The following is a 16,168-nucleotide window of genomic DNA, read 5'->3' as shown; positions in this document are numbered from 1 at the left end:
GTAGAGTAAAATAACAAAGGTTATGGACAATGCCCATAACTTGGGTTATCTTTTCATTAATCCAGTAATCGGATAGGTAAAATCCATGAACAAAGTTATTCAACGAGCTTTAGAAATCGTTGGCAGCCAGAAGCGACTCGCAGATATTTGCGGCGTTAGCCAGCCAGCGGTTCACAAGTGGCTTAACGGTGGTTCCGTATCTCCGGAAAAAGTAACAGCCATCGTAAACGCTACTGGTGGCGAGATTAAGGCACACGAAATTCGACCTGATCTTCCCGACCTGTTTCCACACCCAGAGAACCATGCCGCTTAACGGCGGCCCTAACCAATTAAATCAGAGGAAGTATCGCAAATGGAGACCTTAACGACACGCAACAAAGCGGAGGCACGACGAATTGAGAGCTGGGTGCAGCGGCAAATCGCAGATCTTGGGACTACCAAGATCGCCGAAGTAGCTGGCGTGAACAAATCAACCGTAAGCCGGTGGCGGGAGAACCTGGTCCCGAACATGTCGCTGCTGCTGGCCATCCTGATTTCGAACAGGGATGGAGCGAAGGGAGATTTTGAAGCATGAACGTAGAAAGGGGAAAAGCCGCGGTGCTGGAACACCAACGGCTTTCAAGTTGAATTAACTGGATCAATTCACAGGAGCAATTATGGCAAACACTGCCGAAGTAATCAATTTCCCTGTGCCTGACGTGGCACCTAAGGAGCCGCGCGTGGCAGATCTTGATGATGGCTATACGCGCATCGCCAATGAACTTCTGGAGGCTGTCATGCTGGCTGGATTGTCTCAGCATCAGCTGCTGGTCTTCATGGCAGTAATGCGCAAAACATACGGTTTCAACAAAAAGGCAGACTGGGTAAGCAATGATCAGCTATCTGCCCTGACCGGCCTGGCCGCCACTCGCTGCTCAACAGCGAAAAACGAACTAATCCGCAAGTCAGTTTTGACACAGTCCGGTCGTCATGTCGGCATAAACAAGATGATTTCAGAATGGCAGATAAGTAAGCCAGAGCGCAGGCGTGAATACGGGGCTACAAAAAACAAGGCCGGGTATATTTATGTTTTTGCTGAAAGTGAATGCGGGCCTGTAAAGATTGGCTTTACCACCAGAAAGTCTGAAGAGAGACTGAAAGAGGTTCGACACTACTTTGAAGGCAAGAACCCTAAGGTTTTCTTCGTGTCTCCTTTCAGCCTTCATGCTGGCGCAATGGAACCAGTAATTCACGAAAATCTCAAGGCACAGATGATACGCGGAGAGATGTTCGACATCAAAGTTTCACAAGCGGTTGAAAACATTTCTGCCGTGATGGAAACATTTCAACCGTCAGGGAAGGAAAGTTTTACACCGTGTGGGAATGACATTTTCAGCCAGGGTGGAAACACAAAAGACAAACATACAAAAGACAAAAAAGACAATATTAATAAACCCCCTAAATCCCCCAAACCGGCTTCGTTCGATCCGGCTGGTGTTGACCTTCCTGAGTGGCTGTCAGTTTCAGTCTGGAAGTCATGGGTAGATTATCGTCGTGACCTGAAGAAACCGATCAAGTCTCAGCAGACGGTTACCCAGGCCATCAACCTGCTCGAGCGTTGCAAGTGCAGCGGATATCAGCCTGAAGAAATTATCAACCAGAGCATTGCTAACGGCTGGCAGGGGTTGTTTGAGCCTAAGGGCGCCAAGCAGCCTTCCCGTGCTCCGTCTCGCGTATCTGAGAACTTCGCTGGCAAAGACTACGGCCAGACTGAAATCCCATCATGGGCGAGGGACTGAGTATGGAACTGCTCGAAAAAATCGACGCTATCGAAAAAATGCTGGAAGTCCTCGGCAGGCCGCCAGAGCAACTCCCTAACTGCGAGACAGTCTTCGAAACAGTGCTTTGCGAGAAACATGGCGAGTACGAACAGCGTAAACGCGTTCTTACCAGCAGCCTGATAAAACTACCGTCACCGCCGACTCGCTGCCCGGGCTGCCTGCGCGATGAGTTGACCTTCCTGTATGCCGAGAAAAAACGCTGGGAAGACCGCACGCGCCAGCAGAACATCGATCGCCTGCTGCGCCAGCTCGAAATCCCCGAGCGCTTTGTGACGTGCACGCTGGAAAACTACCAGCCGGTTGGCAAAGAGTCAGAACGCGCACTGCGGGTTTGCCAAGCGTATGCCGCGAAGTGGCCAGAGCGCCTGAAGCAGGGTGGCGGGCTGGTGATGTGCGGCAAGCCGGGGACCGGAAAAAACCATCTTGCCCTGGCGATCGCCCGTTATGTCATCGAGAACCACCAGAGCCCGGTAATTTTCACCACCGCGCTGAAGATTGCCCGTGAGTTCAAATCAACGTGGTCGAAAACAGCGACGCGCTGCGAGAACGACGTGATTTCGCACTTCACCACTCCGGATCTGTTGATTATCGATGAGGTAGGCGTCCAGTTCGGCAGCGAAGCCGAGAAGCTGATCATGTTCGAAATCATCAACACCCGTTACGAGCGGATGAAGCCGACCATCCTGATCAGCAACCAGACCAAAGAAGAACTGGCAGCGTTCGTGACTGAGCGCGTTATCGACCGCATGAGCGACGGCGGCGGGTGCACGCTGTCATTCACCTGGGATTCTTACCGTTCCAAGGGGGCAGCGTGAAAGCATGCAGCGATGACTATGTCGTTATCAACCAGTATTCGAAAGGGGATGCAGCCTGGATAGAGCGCGTTGATACCGATGAAAAGCGAAAAGCACTTTACAAATCGAGTTGGGAAATAGCTGTAATCTCGCTCGCAATCGTTCGTGAATATGGGATCCGGAGGGTAGGCAATGACCATAACAATCCGTGAGCAGGTGCTGGCAGCCCTGCGCAATAACCCAGGACTGAACAACGCCAAACTGGCAGCGCTTATCGGAATGGACACCAAAAAGATATCCGGGACGGTTAGCACGCTGCTGGCCGATGGGCTGATCAGCTGCGAAGGCAAATATGGCCAGCGCCTTTACAGCCTGACCAGTTACGGCATGCGCTTCGCCCCTGACACGATACCGGGCATGAAGCAGGGCAAGTCGAAGTTAATTCAGCGGACGGACACAAACGTGATCTGCCAGGAGTGCCGCAACAGCGCGGCAATGAGAAGGGTATTGATGGTTTGGGGGGGGGTAGGGGTATGAAAATTTACATCGCAGGACCAATGACGGGTTACGAAAACTACAACCGTCCGATGTTTAACGCAGTAGCACAGCAGATGTTATCAGGTGGTCATGTGGCATTAAATCCGGCCACGCTCCCGGATGGTTTATCTCAGCGTGAGTATATGGACATCTGCCTGGCGATGCTTCGCTGCGCAGACGCCATTCACATGCTGCATGGGTGGCAAGAGTCGGAAGGTGCCGTCGCTGAGCATGCCATGGCTAAAAAGTTGGGAATTAAAATTTCTTACCAATTTGAAGGAGCCGCCCAATGAGCAACATCGACAAACGCACACGAGAAAAATTGCAGGCAGCCGCAGAAAAAGCGGTCGATAACTTCGATCCGAATATGTTCGTGGAAACTCGCGATGTGCTGGCGCTGCTGGATGAGCTGGAAGCCGCAGAGAATCTGGCAAAACAGCAGGGAAATATCGCGGTAGAGCTGTTTGATGAGGTAACAACATTACGTCGGAACGCAGATGACAAAGCGCCTGAATTGCGCTCTCAACTTGAAGAGGCAGAGAGGAGGATTGCTGAGCTGGAGGCGCGTACATTGGTTCCGGTCGAGCCCACGCTTGATCAGCTGGTAGCTGGTAAGCGTCGATTGACTTCAACCGGGCGGATGTCTCGACTGATGTCACAGCGCCTAGCTGAAGTATATCGTGCGATGGTTAACGCCGCCGCAGCCGGTAAAGGAGAGGCATCATGAGCGCTATTACCAAACAATGGCTGCAGCAGAAAATTGCCGAGATGGAAGCTGCCCGTGATGAAATCCCGTTCGGCCTGGACGAAGACGACGGCAACACGCTGGCGGCGCTGCGCATCGCGCTGGCATCGCTCGAAGCTAAAAGCCGGAAACTCTTTACCTGTAGCGGGTGTGGTGCCGAAGGTTTGGATGAGCCGTTAGAGTCGAAGTGCCATTGCAATGAAGATGGTGCACATTGGGTTGAAAGCGTTGTCTACACCGCCCCTCCAGCGCCGGTTTCTGTGCCTGAGCCCATTAAGCGTAACGACGCGGATGGATGGTGGATGTACAAAGGGCGTCGCGTCGGTGGTGGCTGCGCGGAGTGGTACAACCGTGCTCTTGATGACTGCCGCGCCGCCATGCTTCAGGGTGCCGATGTATCCCTCACACATGAGGGTAAGAACCATCACGAGGATAAGCTCGGTATGGTTAACCATCTTGGTGATGTCACCGAAAAGGTAGAGCCTGTAACACAGATTGAGCCAGTAGCAGACCTGTACGGCTTAACCTCATCAACTGGCGGCGAAACATCATTCACTTTCGACGCTGTTGAAGCTCGTGATTTCATTGATGGCGGTTGGTCATGTCAGGAGTACGTGGAGCTTGAACGCTTTCAGGAGGCCGTGAGCGGCAACTCTCCGGTGATTCAGGATGGTTGGGTGGCTTGCGTTGAGCGGATGCCTTCCGCAGGAGAAAAAGTGTTGGCGTACCGTCCAGACGCGCCGGAAAGTAATGATCCATTAATCAGGATGGCAACGTACGTTGGCGGGTCAGCACACGGACACGGCTTTGATTGCTACTGCAAGCCAACCCACTGGATGCCGCTGCCAGCAGCACCGCAGCAGGAGGTGAAGTGATGGAGAGTTTAAACAAGATAATCATCAATGCTTGCGTGCTTTCATGGAAGAGAAAGGCTGGTCCATTTGTTAAGTGCCCTGAGTGCTTTGGGTTGCTGACAAAATGCGAGCTATGCAAAGGGAAAGGAAAACTTATCCAGGAGGATATTGACGCGTGGAACAACCCGATCGCCAAACTGAAAAGGGACAAGCGATGACGCCTAACCCATTCGACGCAGTGATGTTGGTGATTCTGGTTATGTTCGCTCTGTCAATGCTGGTTGGCATGTGCTTGTTGCCATGGTGAGTTAAACGTCAAGCAACGTTTGATTTCCAATAATCATCCATCCATAATTAAGTCATCGGAGCCTGAACAACTCCGGTGACTTCTTCGCATTTAAGGGGACTTAAATGCGACAACAATCTGAACTCCTCACCTTGTCACAGATGCAGAAATGCACCTGCGATTTTCTGCATTCTGCGTTACCTCTCGGAGGTGGCGTATGATTCTCCCAAAAGACGGCATCAAGCTACATCGTGGCAACCTTGGTGCTATCACTCAGCATCTGAAGCCTCTCCTCGAAAGTGGCAAGTGCTTCCGCCTGCAACTCAAAGACTGGCACGAGAAGAGAAGCCTTTCTCAAAATAGCTTGAGCCATGTCTGGTACGAGGAAATCAGCGATTACCTGATCAAGTCTGGGCGCACTGACGCCACGCCTGCATGGGTAAAGCGCAACCTCAAAAAGACCTATCTCGGTTATGAAGAGGTTGAATACACCGACTTCGTGACCGGAATTAAGACGATTGAATTAGAGCTGCGCCACACGTCCGATCTGGACACTGGCGACATGCACCATTTCATGTGCCAGGTGGAAGGCTGGTGCGCTCAGTTTGGCCTGGTGCTCACAATTCCTCAAAGCAGCGAATTTCAGGTGCTGCGCGATAAGCAGGAGGCCTGATGTCAACTCCACTTTCCCGCGTTATCTCAAACGAAATCTTCCGCGTTCCGGCGCGCCGCCAGCGCAAGCCAGCGGCTAAGCCGTCCGACATCCCGACTATGAAAGGCTACACCGCGCGCCTGGTGGATCAGAAATGGCTGCGTCTCGCGGCGAGGAAGGCGCATGGCTAAGTTACCGCGCCGCAAGTGCGCATATCATGGCTGTCGCCAGTGGTTCCACCCGGTACGCAACGGGCAGGTAGTTTGTAGCTTCGAATGCGCCAGCGCGATCGGCAAAGAACAGACCGCAAAAGCCCGCGAAGCCGCTCAGCAGAAGGAAGCGCAGCGCCAGCGCACCGAAGAGAAGGAGGGTCGCCAACGGCGCGCTGCGCGCCGTAATGAACTGAAGCCGATCCGTCACTGGGTGCAGATGACTCAGCGCGCCTTCAACGACTGGCGGCGCGAAACGCTGCTGGCCGCCGGGCATGGCTGCATCTCCTGCGGTACCAAGACCGCCTTCGCCTGGCATGCCGGGCATTACCGCACCACGGCAGCCGCACCACAGCTTCGCTTTAACCCGGACAATATCTGGCTCCAGTGCTCCGCCTGCAACGTTCACAAATCAGGGAGCATCGAGGCGTACCGCGCCGCGCTGGTTGAACTGATCGGTGAAGAGCGCGTGCTGGCGCTGGAATCCAACAACGAAACCCACCGATACACCCGTGAAGAACTGGATGGCATCCGCGCCAAGGCCAGATCAGGCCTTCGCGCACTGAAACAGCAGGAGGCAGCATGAAGCCAGAAACGATCGAGATACTCCGAGCGCGCTGGCAGCGCCTCCGGATTTACCGCCGCCCGGGCTCCGTGCTGGTCGATTACCGCATTCTCCGTAACTTCGTTCGCATCTATCATCCTGCAGGAGCCGCACAATGAACAGTCAGCAACTGGAATACGTACGTCAGCAGCTCATTGTGGCAACCGCAGATCTGAGCGGGGCGACGAAAGGGCAACTGGTAGCTTTCGCCGAGAACGCGCAGTTCACCGCGACGGCGCGCAGCCGAGGACGGAAGAAAATAACCGATCCGGTAACCGGCCGGAAAGTGAACCCTGACGGCCCGCCGATGAGCGGCAGCCAGTCGCGCGCCAAGGGATCATCTATCGCGCTGGTGGGTCCGGTTGAGTTTGTTACCGCATCCTGGCGCCGCGCAGTCCTGTCGCTGGAAGAGCACCAGAAGGCATGGCTGCTATGGAACTACAGCGAGAACATCCGATTCGAGTACCAGGTGGCGATAACCCAGTGGGCGTGGGCAGAGTTTCGGGAACAGCTCGGCACGAAGAAGGTGGCTGGCAAGACGCTGGAGCGCCTGAAGAAACTTATCTGGCTGGCGGCGCAGGACGTCAAAGCGGAGCTGGCGGGGCGGGAGACGTACGAATACCAGGCGCTGGCGTCGCTGGTTGGCGTAACACCAAAGAACTGGTCAGAGACGTTTACGGACCGTTGGGTTGAGATGCGGCGTATCTTCCTGCGCCTGGATAGCGGGGCTTTATTGCAGGTTACGCGATCACGTTCACAACAAAAGGCGACAAATTTAGACTCAAGTCTTGCAAAACTGGATTGAAACGCATATATTTCATGTAAATCTGATATCGTCGCCATAGCTTTGATTGTCGACACAAAGAATTCAAGCCCGAGGTTAACGCCTTGGGCTTTTTTATTTGCGGTACGCCACACACCAGAACCCACTACCTGGGACCCTTCGGCCAGAGAGCCGACATTGCCATACCCTCACATTGCCAGCCTGTCGCTGGCTTTTTTATTTCAGGCTCCGGGAACCATCATCGACACGCCTACTTGTTAAATCGTCCCGAGGGCCTGATCCCTTACTACAAACAGCACCCCGTTCTTTCGGAGGTGATATGGCTAAACGTATGCAAGATAAAGAGAGCATTGCCGGTCTTTCCTGGATCGTCGTCCTTGTGCTCGCCTGTTGGGGCGGCCTTGTGCGTTACCTGATCGACGTTAAACAGAACAAAGCGACCTGGAGTTGGATCAATGCGCTGGCTCAGATAGCCGTTTCTGGCTTTACCGGCGTGATTGGTGGACTTGTCAGCGTAGAAAGTGGCCTGAGCCTTTATATGATTCTGGCGGCAGCTGGAGTTAGTGGCGCCATGGGTTCTGTTGCGCTGACTTATTTCTGGGAACGCCTGACGGGGATGAAAAATGCAAACCAATAACTTCAAATTCTCACAGCGCAGTGAGAACAACCTTAAAGGCGTAAATCCTGACCTGGTGAAAGTGATCCGCCGGGCGCTGGAAATCACACCGGTAGACTTCATCGTCATCGAAGGGCTGAGAACGCAGGCCCGGCAGAAAGAGATGGTCGCCACCGGTAAATCTCAGACGATGAACAGCCGTCACCTGACCGGTCATGCGGTCGACATCATCCCGGTTAACACCACCTGGAAGATTGAAGAGTTCAAGCCTTTGCTCAAAGCGGTTAAGCAGGCAGCTGACGAACAGGGCCTGAAACTCCGCTTCGGCATCAACTGGAAGAATGACCCGGCGCTGCCTATCGAAACCAAATTCATCGACGCGCCTCACGTTGAGATCCCCGCATGAACATCAGCCTGAAGTCGCTGATAGTGCCAGGCGTGATTCTCCTGCTGGCGCTGGCATCGTGGTTATCGTATTCCAGCTATAAGGGAGAGAAGAAACGCGCTGACGACGCTGAGCAAAGCCTGTCACTGGCTAACGACACAATCAAAGACATGCAGACCCGCCAGCGTGATGTCGCTGCACTGGATGCCAAATACACGAAGGAATTGTCCGATGCGAAAAAAACCATTAACGATTTGCGTCGGGATGTCGATTCTGGCGCTAAACGGCTGCGCATCGCCGCAACCTGCCCTGGAGTGCCAAAAGCCACCTCCGCCACCGGCGTGGATGATGCAGGAACCCCCGAACTTACTCCAGACGCTCGACGGAATTATTTCGATCACCGGGACGGAATCGCAACCGCTGACAAGATGATTCGCGGCATGCAGGACTACATCAAAGAGCAGTGTCTTAAATGATTCGTTACCCAAATAACAGAGCCTGACTTCGGTCGGGCTTTTTTATGTCTGCGCATCTCACGCGTACATCAACGAGAGCCTTTCAGTAAGCGAGCCTGAGAAATGCCGTTATAGGTGGCGACCTCTCTCGGGCGGCTTTTCTGTGAGACAGGCTCACTTTCTAAAAGGTAAAGACGCCATGCAATTAGTTGAAATCAAGAAACTCGACCTGGTAACCAATACTGCCGCCATCGCCGAAGGTGTTGGGCGAGACCATGACACCATCATCAAGCTGGTTGACCGTAACAAAAGTGACCTTGAAGAGTTTGGAGGGGTCGGATTTGAAATCCGCACCCTGGACACAAAGGGCGGCAAGCAAAAGCAAAGGGTGGCACTGTTAAACGAGCAGCAAACCACGCTGCTGATCACCTACATGCGAAACAACGAAGTTGTCCGGGCTTTCAAGAAGCGCCTTGTGGCTGAATTCTTCACGATGCGCAGCGCGCTGGCTAAGAAGACGATGGACCGCAACTCCGCGCGCCTGGAGTACAAGCCTATGACCGACGCCATCAAGCATGAGCGAGAGGCTCAGGGTAAACAGATCGCACCGCATCACTTCTCCAACGAGGCTGACCTGATTAACAGGCTGGCTTTGGGCATGACTTCAGCCAAGTTCCGCGTGCATCACGAAATCGGGAAGAAAGAACCGATCCGCGATTACCTGACGCCGGAACAAATTCACTGCATCACCGAGCTACAGCGCGCCAACACGGTATTTATCAGCATGGGGTGGGACTTCGAGCAAAGGAAAGAGGTACTGCGTGGCATGTTCGAGCGTAACCATCGTCAGCCACTTATCGAAGAGCAGCACCGCCTGGCCGCATAACCACAGATTTGTGGTTTTGAGAGCCACTTTCACAACGGCTTTCCATTACAAAGCTCATCCGCTGGTGGGCTTGATAATGGCAAAAAAGAGCCCCCACAAGGAGGGCTATAGGAGTCTCAGTTTCAATGCTCTTTTTATTGATGTTTCCCCGGAGTTGGCATTCTCCGCATCAGAGTCACGAATAGCCTGGCACCTCAACAGGTAACAACAAGCGTAAGCGTGGGATATTAAGAATTTACTTACAAAGTCATCACCATGGGCAGACCCATCGTAATGGCGTATGACTATCGATAGAAAAGTTGTAGCGCCCATTCATACACGCATTTGTATATCGGCTCGTGGTAAATGCTGTCAATGCTGTTGAGATGATCAATCATGGACTCGATAGTGGAATCTGCTTCAATGAATCCAATAATGGCTGGACGGTCATCATCCTCATCAACGTATTCGAACAGAAGAACGGGCTTCCCTGCTAGAGCAGCGTCAGAAACTCTGAGGTTGTGAGAGCCACTCAGTTCAAAATGAATTCTGTAGTTTCCCTTTACGGTGTGGTTGATTGGGAAATAATAAAGAGAGTCATCATTATTTAGACACCAATCCCATTCGCTTCTATTCATCTGCAAACCTCAACAAATTGTTTAGCTTAAGTTTCATGCAAAATCTGAGAATTACAAAGGATAATTTATGGCAAAACCGGACTGGGGAGCACTGCAAGACCAGTTCCTCGCCGAGCATGCCAAAACAGGTATTTCCCCTAAAGACTGGTGCCAGGCTCAGGGACTGAATTACGCATCTGCGAAACGCTACATCAAAGTTACGAATTATCGTGCGAATTCGCAAAAAAGCAGTGCGAAAAAAAGTGCGAATTCGCAAAAGGGAAAGGGCGAGGCCAGTAAATCCGGGAGGGTGAAAAAATCCGACTGTGAAACAGGCAGCACCAAAAATTCCCGAGACACGAAACCGATACGCGGATCGCGCACTGCGCCCCCTGTCAATCCGTTCGCTCCCGGCAATCAGCATGCGCTCAAACATGGAGGCTACGGTCGCCGTTTGCTCCTCTCGGACGCAACCAGCGAAGACGCACAGGCGCTTAGCCTTGATGACGAATTATTCTGGCTACGTGCTGCGAACCTCACGGCGGCTGAGAATATCGGACGCTGGAGCACGATGATGGACGACGCCGCTGACGAAGATGAGAGGCAGCAATTTCTGGATAACATCAGCGCCGCTGAGAAAGCCATGCACCGCAACACAGCGCGCATTGAATCGCTGGAGTTAACCAAAGCCTCTATCGAGCATCGCCTGGCCTCTGCTGAAAAAGTAACGCTTGAAGCTGACCGCCTTAAACGTGAAGCGGGCGACCCGAATAACAATGCCCCTCGCGGCCTGAACGACTTCTATGCAGACATCAAAACCGACACTGAATCCGGCGCTGCGTCCGTTCTGGACGACGAGAGCCAGGAATAAGGTGCTTTACGGTGGCCGGTCATCGTCAAAATCATGGGATGCTGCCGGATTCGCTATTTATCTGGCTGACCATTACCCGCTGCGTTTTCTCTGTACGCGTCAGATACAGAACAAAATCGAGGAATCGGTTTACGCTCTGCTGAAAATACAGATTAACCGCTTTGGTCTGCGCCACCGTTTCCGCATTCTCGACAACAAAATCATCAACCGTCACACCGGGGCCGAGTTCATTTTTTACGGCCTTTGGCGGCACATCGAAGAGATCAAGTCGCTGGAAAGCGTGGATGTACTCTGGAATGAAGAGGCGCACGCTATTACGGAAGCGCAATGGGAAATTCTCGAACCTACCATTCGTAAAGAGGGATCGGAGTGCTGGTTTATCTTTAACCCGCGACTGGTGACGGATTACGTCTGGCGAAATTTCGTTGTTGACCCACCACCTGACACGCTGGTGCGAAAAATCAATTACGACGAAAACAAGTTCCTCAGCAGCACCATGAAGAATGTTATCGACGCGGCTAAAGCACGTGACCCGGAAACCTTTGAGCATGTTTATCTCGGCGTGCCGCGCACCGATGACGATAACGCTGTTATCAAACTTTCGTGGGTAGAAGCCGCGATTGATGCGCATAAAAAACTTGGGTTCGAACCATCCGGGCGTAAGCGCCTGGGCTTCGACGTAGCCGACAGCGGCGCGGATAAATGCGCCAACGTCTACCGCTATGGCTCTGTCGTCTACTGGGCTGACGAATGGAAGGCCAAAGAAGACGAGTTGATGAAAAGCTGTAAGCGCACCTATAACGCAGCCCTGGAGCGCGGAGCGGAAATTGTCTACGACTCCATAGGAGTCGGTGCTGGTAGTGGTTCTAAGTTCGAAGAAATCAACGCCGAGCGTAAAGCAGCTGATCCCTATCATTCAGCAGCCATCCAGCATACAAAATTCAATGCTGGTGAAGGTGTGCACGAACCGGATGAGGTGTATCAACTCGACATCCTGAATAAAGATTTCTTCGCAAACCTGAAAGCTCAGGCCTGGTGGCTGGTGGCCGAACGTTTTCGTAACACCTACAACGCAGTGAAGAACGGAGAAAAGTTTGATGTCGACGATTTGATCAGCATCGACAGTGACTGCCCGTTACTGGAAAAGCTGAAATTCGAGCTTTCCACACCTCACCGCGATTTTGACAAAAATGGTCGTGTGATGGTGGAAAGCAAAAAAGACCTCGCCAAGCGTGATGTGCCATCGCCGAACGTGGCCGACGCTTTTATCATGGCGTTCGCTCCTACTGATACGGCAATGGATATCTGGGAAGCGCTGGGGAACAGCTAAATACCTGGAAATAACCGTTTCACGCAAAATTCACGCTATTCATTTTTCGACCCTGTTTATGCATGTTTTATTCACGCGCTTTTAGCCACTTAACCCCGATAAATAAGCCTTTGGCGGACATTTCATCATGGGAGGGATCCGGCTGGTGCGGGTAACAGTCATTATGTTAAATCGGGTCGTTTTTTAACAAATTATCCTATCCGCCACGAGTACCAAAAAATCCGGAGAATAGTCACCATGGCGAAGAAAACAGGACGAGTCGCCACGGCGGATTCGTACGATAACTTTATTGCCCGTGTCGGCATGCAGCAGCCTAACCAGCATGCCGCATCGACCTACAGGGCGAACTATACCAGCCGCAACCGCCTGCTCATCGAGTGGGCTTATCGCTCCTCCTGGATTATTGGTGCCGCAGTCGATTCGAAAGCGGACGATATGACCAAAAAGGGCGTGCGGATCACCAGTGAGATTGACCCGAAACGTCGTGGCATTCTGGAATCGCGGTTCGATGAGCTTCAGCTTTGGGATTGCATCAACGAGACGCTGAAATGGTCCCGACTGTATGGCGGGGCGGTGGCGCTGATTCTGATTGAAGGTCAGGCACCGCTGACGCCGCTGGTGCTGGATAAGGTTGGCAAGGGCAGCTTTAAAGGTCTGGCTGTACTTGACCGCTGGATGATTAACCCGCAGCTCACCAGGCGCATTAAGGCACTTGGCCCCAATCTCGGCAAGCCAGAATTCTATGACATCGTGACGACGGCGCAGGGGCTTCCTGCGTGGACCGTTCACCACAGCCGACTGATTCGCATGGATGGTGTGAAACTGCCCTACCAGCAGAAAATCACCGAAAACGAGTGGGGCATGTCCATTGTCGAGCGCATCTTCGATCGCCTGACTTCCTACGATAGCACCAGCGTCGGCGCCGCCCAGCTTGCCTACAAGGCACATCTGCGAACGGCAAAGATTAAAAAGCTGCGTGAAATTATCGCCACAGGCGGTAAAGCGTTTGAGGCGCTTATCAAGAATATGGAGATGGTCCGCCAGTACCAGACGAACGAGGGTATGTCCCTGTTTGATTCGGAGGACGAATTTGAAACACATTCCTATTCTTTCGCAGGGCTGTCTGACCTGCTTAGCGAGTTTAAAGAGGATATCGCGGGTGCTGTTGGCATTCCTCTTGTCCGTCTGTTCCGCCAGTCGCCGAAGGGTTTTTCAACCGGTGACGCTGACCTCGCGAACTACTACGACGACGTGGGAACGCTTCAGGAGCGAGATTTACGGCCTCACATCCGCCTGTTATTCGATGTACTGCATCGCTCAGAGTTTGGCGAGCCGTTGCCGCAAGATTTCACCTTTGAGTTTAACCCCCTGTGGCAGATGAGCGACACCGATCGCTCTACGGTGGCGACCAACACAACTACCGCTCTGGCAACCGCGGTGCGTGATTTGGGAATGTCCCCGGCTGCTGCGCTTACCGATTTGCGCGAACTTTCTGATGTTACCGGCATCGGTGCTTCAATTAGCGATGAGGATATCCAGAATGCGGCGAAACAGTGGCAGGAGACTGAATCTGAAACCAGCCCTCCGCCGCCGATCGGAGGTCCAGTACCAGAAAAGCCTACTGGCGATAGTCGACCAGATAAACCAAATCGTCACGGGCTCCTACGATGGTTCACAGGCAAGCGCTGACAGCATTGCTAAATCGCTTGTTGACTACTCCGGGGTGATTGACGACTGGGCCGAAATGGTCGGTCGAAAGATGTTTGCCCAGGTAGAGCGTGAAGAGTGGAACCAGTGGCGCTCTGTTTCGGAAGAAATTTCCTCTGGCCTGCGTGACGTCGTGGGTAATACGCCTGTCGGTGCTGTTGCGCGCGATATTGTGGCCCGTCAGGTCCAGTACATGAAATCACTTCCGCTTGAGGCTGCCAGCCGCGTTTCTGAGATTCAGGCGCGGGCGATGGAGGCTGTAATTCGCGGAGAGCGCCCCGATCAGCTTTACGAGATGATCATGCAGTCCGGTGACGTGGCGGCCAGCAGGGCGCGGATGATAGCCCGCACTGAGATAGGGCGTGCAACTGGCGCATTAACTCAGGCTCGGGCGTTATCCGTTGGCTCTGAGGGTTACTGGTGGCGTATTGAGGGTGCTGGCACCCGGCCCTCACACCGCAAAATGAAAGATAAATTTGTCAGGTGGGATAACCCGCCAACGCTGGACGGTATGACCGGACATGCCGGATGCCTCCCGAACTGCAAATGCTGGGCGGAAGTGAATATCCCGGATCCACAGAAATAACAGGCCGCCAGTGAGCGGCCTTTTCAATACCCGCAATTCAGCAGGTAACCCCATGAAAAAAGCAATTTATTTCCTCAAGCAGCAGGTTGGCGATATCGAAAAGATAACCGCCTCCTACGACGGTATTTCAGCAACATTCCAGCGTGCAGGTGATAAACGTCGATGCAGTATCACTGGCCGCGGAAATGTTCGCCAGATTAAACATCTGCTGCGGGAATTCATTAAATCAACGCAGGCGGTAGATGGATGAAATATTTCTTTAAAACCCGCCTTGGTAATACCCGCTTTCAACTTGCTGATGGGTCAGTCCTGTTTAAGGACGTCCCGATCGCAAGGACTGGTGAGCAGGTATATGGCGCTGAGGAGCTGCCTGACCTGCAGCCTGATAGCCACGGACTCATAACCGTACAGCGCACGCCTGAAGAAGTTTTCAGCGAGCGCACTATCGCATCGTTTGAGGGTATGGCCGTCACGATAGGCCACCCCAAAGACTTCAGCGGAAACATCATCTTCGTCACGCCAGAAAACTGGCGGCAACTCTCTAACGGCCACATCCAGAATGTTCGCCGAGGCGCGGGTGATAAATCAGACCTGCTGCTGGCGGACGTCATTGCCAAAACGCCTGAGGCCATTCAGGCAGTGGAGAACGGCGACGAAGAGGTGAGCTGCGGTTATGACGCTGACTACCGACAAATCTCACCGGGCATCGCAGAGCAGTACGCGATAACCGGTAATCATCTGGCCTTTGTCCCTAACGGGCGGGCTGGTTCACGTTGTGCAATAGGGGATTCTATGCCAAGCACTACTAAAAACTGGTTTACCCGGCTCCTGAAGGCCCGTAAAACCGGGGACGCTGCCGAAATGGCGAATCTTATCGACAACCCGCCTGATGATGTCACTGGCGATAACGATGTATCGACCTCCATGACACCCGGAGGAGTGGTCATTAACCTTGCGCCGCAAAATCCGCTTCCCGGCCCGGCATTGCCTGGCACTGGCGATGAAGGCGGAGAAGTCCCCGACTGGGCGCAGGCCATCATTGCCCGTCTGGATAAGCTGGAAGGCATGGAGCGTCAGGAGCAATCGACTGGTGATGAAGATCCAGAAGAGAAGGATGAGGAGGAAGGCAAAGTAACCGGTGATGCCGCTTATCGCGCCGATCTGATTCAGCCAGGCATCCAGTTGCCAGAAAAGGCTAAGCCGACAGCGTTCAAACGCCAGGTGCTCGCTTCTGCCGATCAATCTCTGGTGCGCTCTATTGTCGGTGATGCCGATATCAGCAAGCTGAAAAAAGCCACGGTAGATATGGCTTTCACGGCTGTTTCTGAGCTGGCGAAAAACCGCAACACCAAAACCGTCGACAGCCTGCAAACGCAGACTGCCACCACTGTTAAAACCATTGCCGGTATGAATCAGGCCGCGCAGGAATTCTGGTCTAAACGAGGCTAACC

General features: G+C 53.1%; 24 protein-coding genes. 23 read left to right on the top strand and 1 reads right to left on the bottom strand.

Translation table 11 applies throughout. From position 1 onward, the window contains the following. Window positions 1-85 precede the first annotated feature (85 nt). The 17 genes from ACOTXI_RS05545 (at window position 86) to ACOTXI_RS05465 (ending at window position 9,627) form a co-directional block, all read left to right on the top strand. Window positions 86-313 carry a transcriptional regulator gene (locus ACOTXI_RS05545; RefSeq protein ID WP_016042179.1) on the top strand — a complete coding sequence of 76 codons (228 nt, stop codon included), beginning with the start codon at window positions 86-88 and terminating at the stop codon, window positions 311-313. A gap of 39 nt (window positions 314-352) precedes the next feature. Beyond that, on the top strand, window positions 353-574 hold the full coding sequence (locus ACOTXI_RS05540) for a CII family transcriptional regulator (RefSeq protein ID WP_421633894.1): 222 nt from the start codon (window positions 353-355) through the stop codon (window positions 572-574). Window positions 575-656: 82 nt separating this feature from the next. Beyond that, the gene (locus tag ACOTXI_RS05535; RefSeq protein WP_421633895.1) at window positions 657-1,778 is read left to right on the top strand and encodes a replication protein; all 1,122 of its coding nucleotides are present in this window, start codon (window positions 657-659) and stop codon (window positions 1,776-1,778) included. A 2-nt stretch (window positions 1,779-1,780) separates the two neighbouring features. Continuing rightward, on the top strand, window positions 1,781-2,635 hold the full coding sequence (locus tag ACOTXI_RS05530; RefSeq protein ID WP_421633896.1) for an ATP-binding protein: 855 nt from the start codon (window positions 1,781-1,783) through the stop codon (window positions 2,633-2,635). Between the two features lie 171 nt (window positions 2,636-2,806). Beyond that, entirely contained in the window at window positions 2,807-3,151 is a 345-nt protein-coding gene (locus tag ACOTXI_RS05525) for a winged helix-turn-helix transcriptional regulator (protein ID WP_421633897.1), read from the top strand. Continuing rightward, entirely contained in the window at window positions 3,148-3,444 is a 297-nt protein-coding gene (locus ACOTXI_RS05520) for a DUF4406 domain-containing protein (protein ID WP_017693170.1), read from the top strand. The genes ACOTXI_RS05525 and ACOTXI_RS05520 overlap by 4 nt, the downstream gene beginning before the upstream one ends. Then, complete coding sequence (locus ACOTXI_RS05515; protein WP_421633899.1) at window positions 3,441-3,878, top strand: hypothetical protein; 438 nt, start codon at window positions 3,441-3,443, stop codon at window positions 3,876-3,878. Before ACOTXI_RS05520 ends, ACOTXI_RS05515 begins: the two co-directional genes overlap by 4 nt. Continuing rightward, a complete protein-coding gene (locus tag ACOTXI_RS05510) occupies window positions 3,875-4,771 on the top strand; it encodes a DUF551 domain-containing protein (RefSeq protein WP_421633900.1) in 897 nt (298 codons plus the stop codon). Before ACOTXI_RS05515 ends, ACOTXI_RS05510 begins: the two co-directional genes overlap by 4 nt. Window positions 4,772-5,253: 482 nt before the next feature. Continuing rightward, window positions 5,254-5,709 (top strand): YbcN family protein, encoded by a 456-nt coding sequence (locus ACOTXI_RS05505; protein WP_045286862.1) that lies wholly within the window; start codon window positions 5,254-5,256, stop codon window positions 5,707-5,709. Then, on the top strand, window positions 5,709-5,879 hold the full coding sequence (locus ACOTXI_RS05500; RefSeq protein ID WP_334801135.1) for a NinE family protein: 171 nt from the start codon (window positions 5,709-5,711) through the stop codon (window positions 5,877-5,879). Before ACOTXI_RS05505 ends, ACOTXI_RS05500 begins: the two co-directional genes overlap by 1 nt. Further along, the gene (locus ACOTXI_RS05495; protein ID WP_421633901.1) at window positions 5,872-6,483 is read left to right on the top strand and encodes a recombination protein NinG; all 612 of its coding nucleotides are present in this window, start codon (window positions 5,872-5,874) and stop codon (window positions 6,481-6,483) included. The genes ACOTXI_RS05500 and ACOTXI_RS05495 overlap by 8 nt, the downstream gene beginning before the upstream one ends. Then, the gene (locus tag ACOTXI_RS05490; RefSeq protein WP_017693180.1) at window positions 6,480-6,620 is read left to right on the top strand and encodes a YlcG family protein; all 141 of its coding nucleotides are present in this window, start codon (window positions 6,480-6,482) and stop codon (window positions 6,618-6,620) included. The genes ACOTXI_RS05495 and ACOTXI_RS05490 overlap by 4 nt, the downstream gene beginning before the upstream one ends. Further along, a complete protein-coding gene (locus ACOTXI_RS05485) occupies window positions 6,617-7,306 on the top strand; it encodes a bacteriophage antitermination protein Q (RefSeq protein ID WP_421633902.1) in 690 nt (229 codons plus the stop codon). The genes ACOTXI_RS05490 and ACOTXI_RS05485 overlap by 4 nt, the downstream gene beginning before the upstream one ends. A gap of 310 nt (window positions 7,307-7,616) precedes the next feature. Next, window positions 7,617-7,922, top strand: coding sequence for a phage holin family protein (locus ACOTXI_RS05480; RefSeq protein WP_123277553.1), 306 nt, complete (start codon window positions 7,617-7,619; stop codon window positions 7,920-7,922). Continuing rightward, window positions 7,909-8,307 (top strand): M15 family metallopeptidase, encoded by a 399-nt coding sequence (locus tag ACOTXI_RS05475; protein ID WP_063945274.1) that lies wholly within the window; start codon window positions 7,909-7,911, stop codon window positions 8,305-8,307. The genes ACOTXI_RS05480 and ACOTXI_RS05475 overlap by 14 nt, the downstream gene beginning before the upstream one ends. Then, on the top strand, window positions 8,304-8,762 hold the full coding sequence (locus tag ACOTXI_RS05470) for a lysis protein (protein ID WP_182014285.1): 459 nt from the start codon (window positions 8,304-8,306) through the stop codon (window positions 8,760-8,762). The genes ACOTXI_RS05475 and ACOTXI_RS05470 overlap by 4 nt, the downstream gene beginning before the upstream one ends. Window positions 8,763-8,940: 178 nt before the next feature. Continuing rightward, complete coding sequence (locus tag ACOTXI_RS05465) at window positions 8,941-9,627, top strand: Rha family transcriptional regulator (protein ID WP_200925845.1); 687 nt, start codon at window positions 8,941-8,943, stop codon at window positions 9,625-9,627. 284 nt (window positions 9,628-9,911) lie between these two features. On the opposite strand, the gene ACOTXI_RS05460 is transcribed toward ACOTXI_RS05465, so the two are convergent. Further along, window positions 9,912-10,244: a hypothetical protein gene (locus ACOTXI_RS05460; RefSeq protein ID WP_069602000.1), complete on the bottom strand. Its 333-nt coding sequence runs from the start codon at window positions 10,242-10,244 to the stop codon at window positions 9,912-9,914. Between the two features lie 67 nt (window positions 10,245-10,311). On the opposite strand from ACOTXI_RS05460, the gene ACOTXI_RS05455 reads away from it, so the two are divergent. From ACOTXI_RS05455 to ACOTXI_RS05430, 6 genes are all read left to right on the top strand, one after another. Further along, window positions 10,312-11,094: a hypothetical protein gene (locus tag ACOTXI_RS05455; RefSeq protein WP_421633903.1), complete on the top strand. Its 783-nt coding sequence runs from the start codon at window positions 10,312-10,314 to the stop codon at window positions 11,092-11,094. Next, complete coding sequence (locus tag ACOTXI_RS05450) at window positions 11,027-12,424, top strand: PBSX family phage terminase large subunit (protein ID WP_421633904.1); 1,398 nt, start codon at window positions 11,027-11,029, stop codon at window positions 12,422-12,424. The genes ACOTXI_RS05455 and ACOTXI_RS05450 overlap by 68 nt, the downstream gene beginning before the upstream one ends. Window positions 12,425-12,661: 237 nt before the next feature. Then, on the top strand, window positions 12,662-14,113 hold the full coding sequence (locus tag ACOTXI_RS05445) for a DUF1073 domain-containing protein (protein WP_048289820.1): 1,452 nt from the start codon (window positions 12,662-12,664) through the stop codon (window positions 14,111-14,113). A 55-nt stretch (window positions 14,114-14,168) separates the two neighbouring features. Next, complete coding sequence (locus ACOTXI_RS05440; RefSeq protein WP_047719187.1) at window positions 14,169-14,717, top strand: phage minor head protein; 549 nt, start codon at window positions 14,169-14,171, stop codon at window positions 14,715-14,717. A 52-nt stretch (window positions 14,718-14,769) separates the two neighbouring features. Then, window positions 14,770-14,967, top strand: a complete 198-nt coding sequence (locus tag ACOTXI_RS05435) for a hypothetical protein (RefSeq protein ID WP_047718852.1) — start codon at window positions 14,770-14,772, stop codon at window positions 14,965-14,967. Beyond that, window positions 14,964-16,166 (top strand): DUF2213 domain-containing protein, encoded by a 1,203-nt coding sequence (locus tag ACOTXI_RS05430; RefSeq protein ID WP_021312711.1) that lies wholly within the window; start codon window positions 14,964-14,966, stop codon window positions 16,164-16,166. Before ACOTXI_RS05435 ends, ACOTXI_RS05430 begins: the two co-directional genes overlap by 4 nt. The last annotated feature ends 2 nt before the right edge of the window (window positions 16,167-16,168 follow it).

The organism is Enterobacter cloacae complex sp. BZL2005, assembly GCF_049238885.1.
In the GTDB taxonomy this organism is placed as follows: domain Bacteria; phylum Pseudomonadota; class Gammaproteobacteria; order Enterobacterales; family Enterobacteriaceae; genus Enterobacter; species Enterobacter roggenkampii.
Note: the sequence above shows the minus strand (reverse complement) of the source record. Positions and strands in the feature narration are given on the sequence as shown.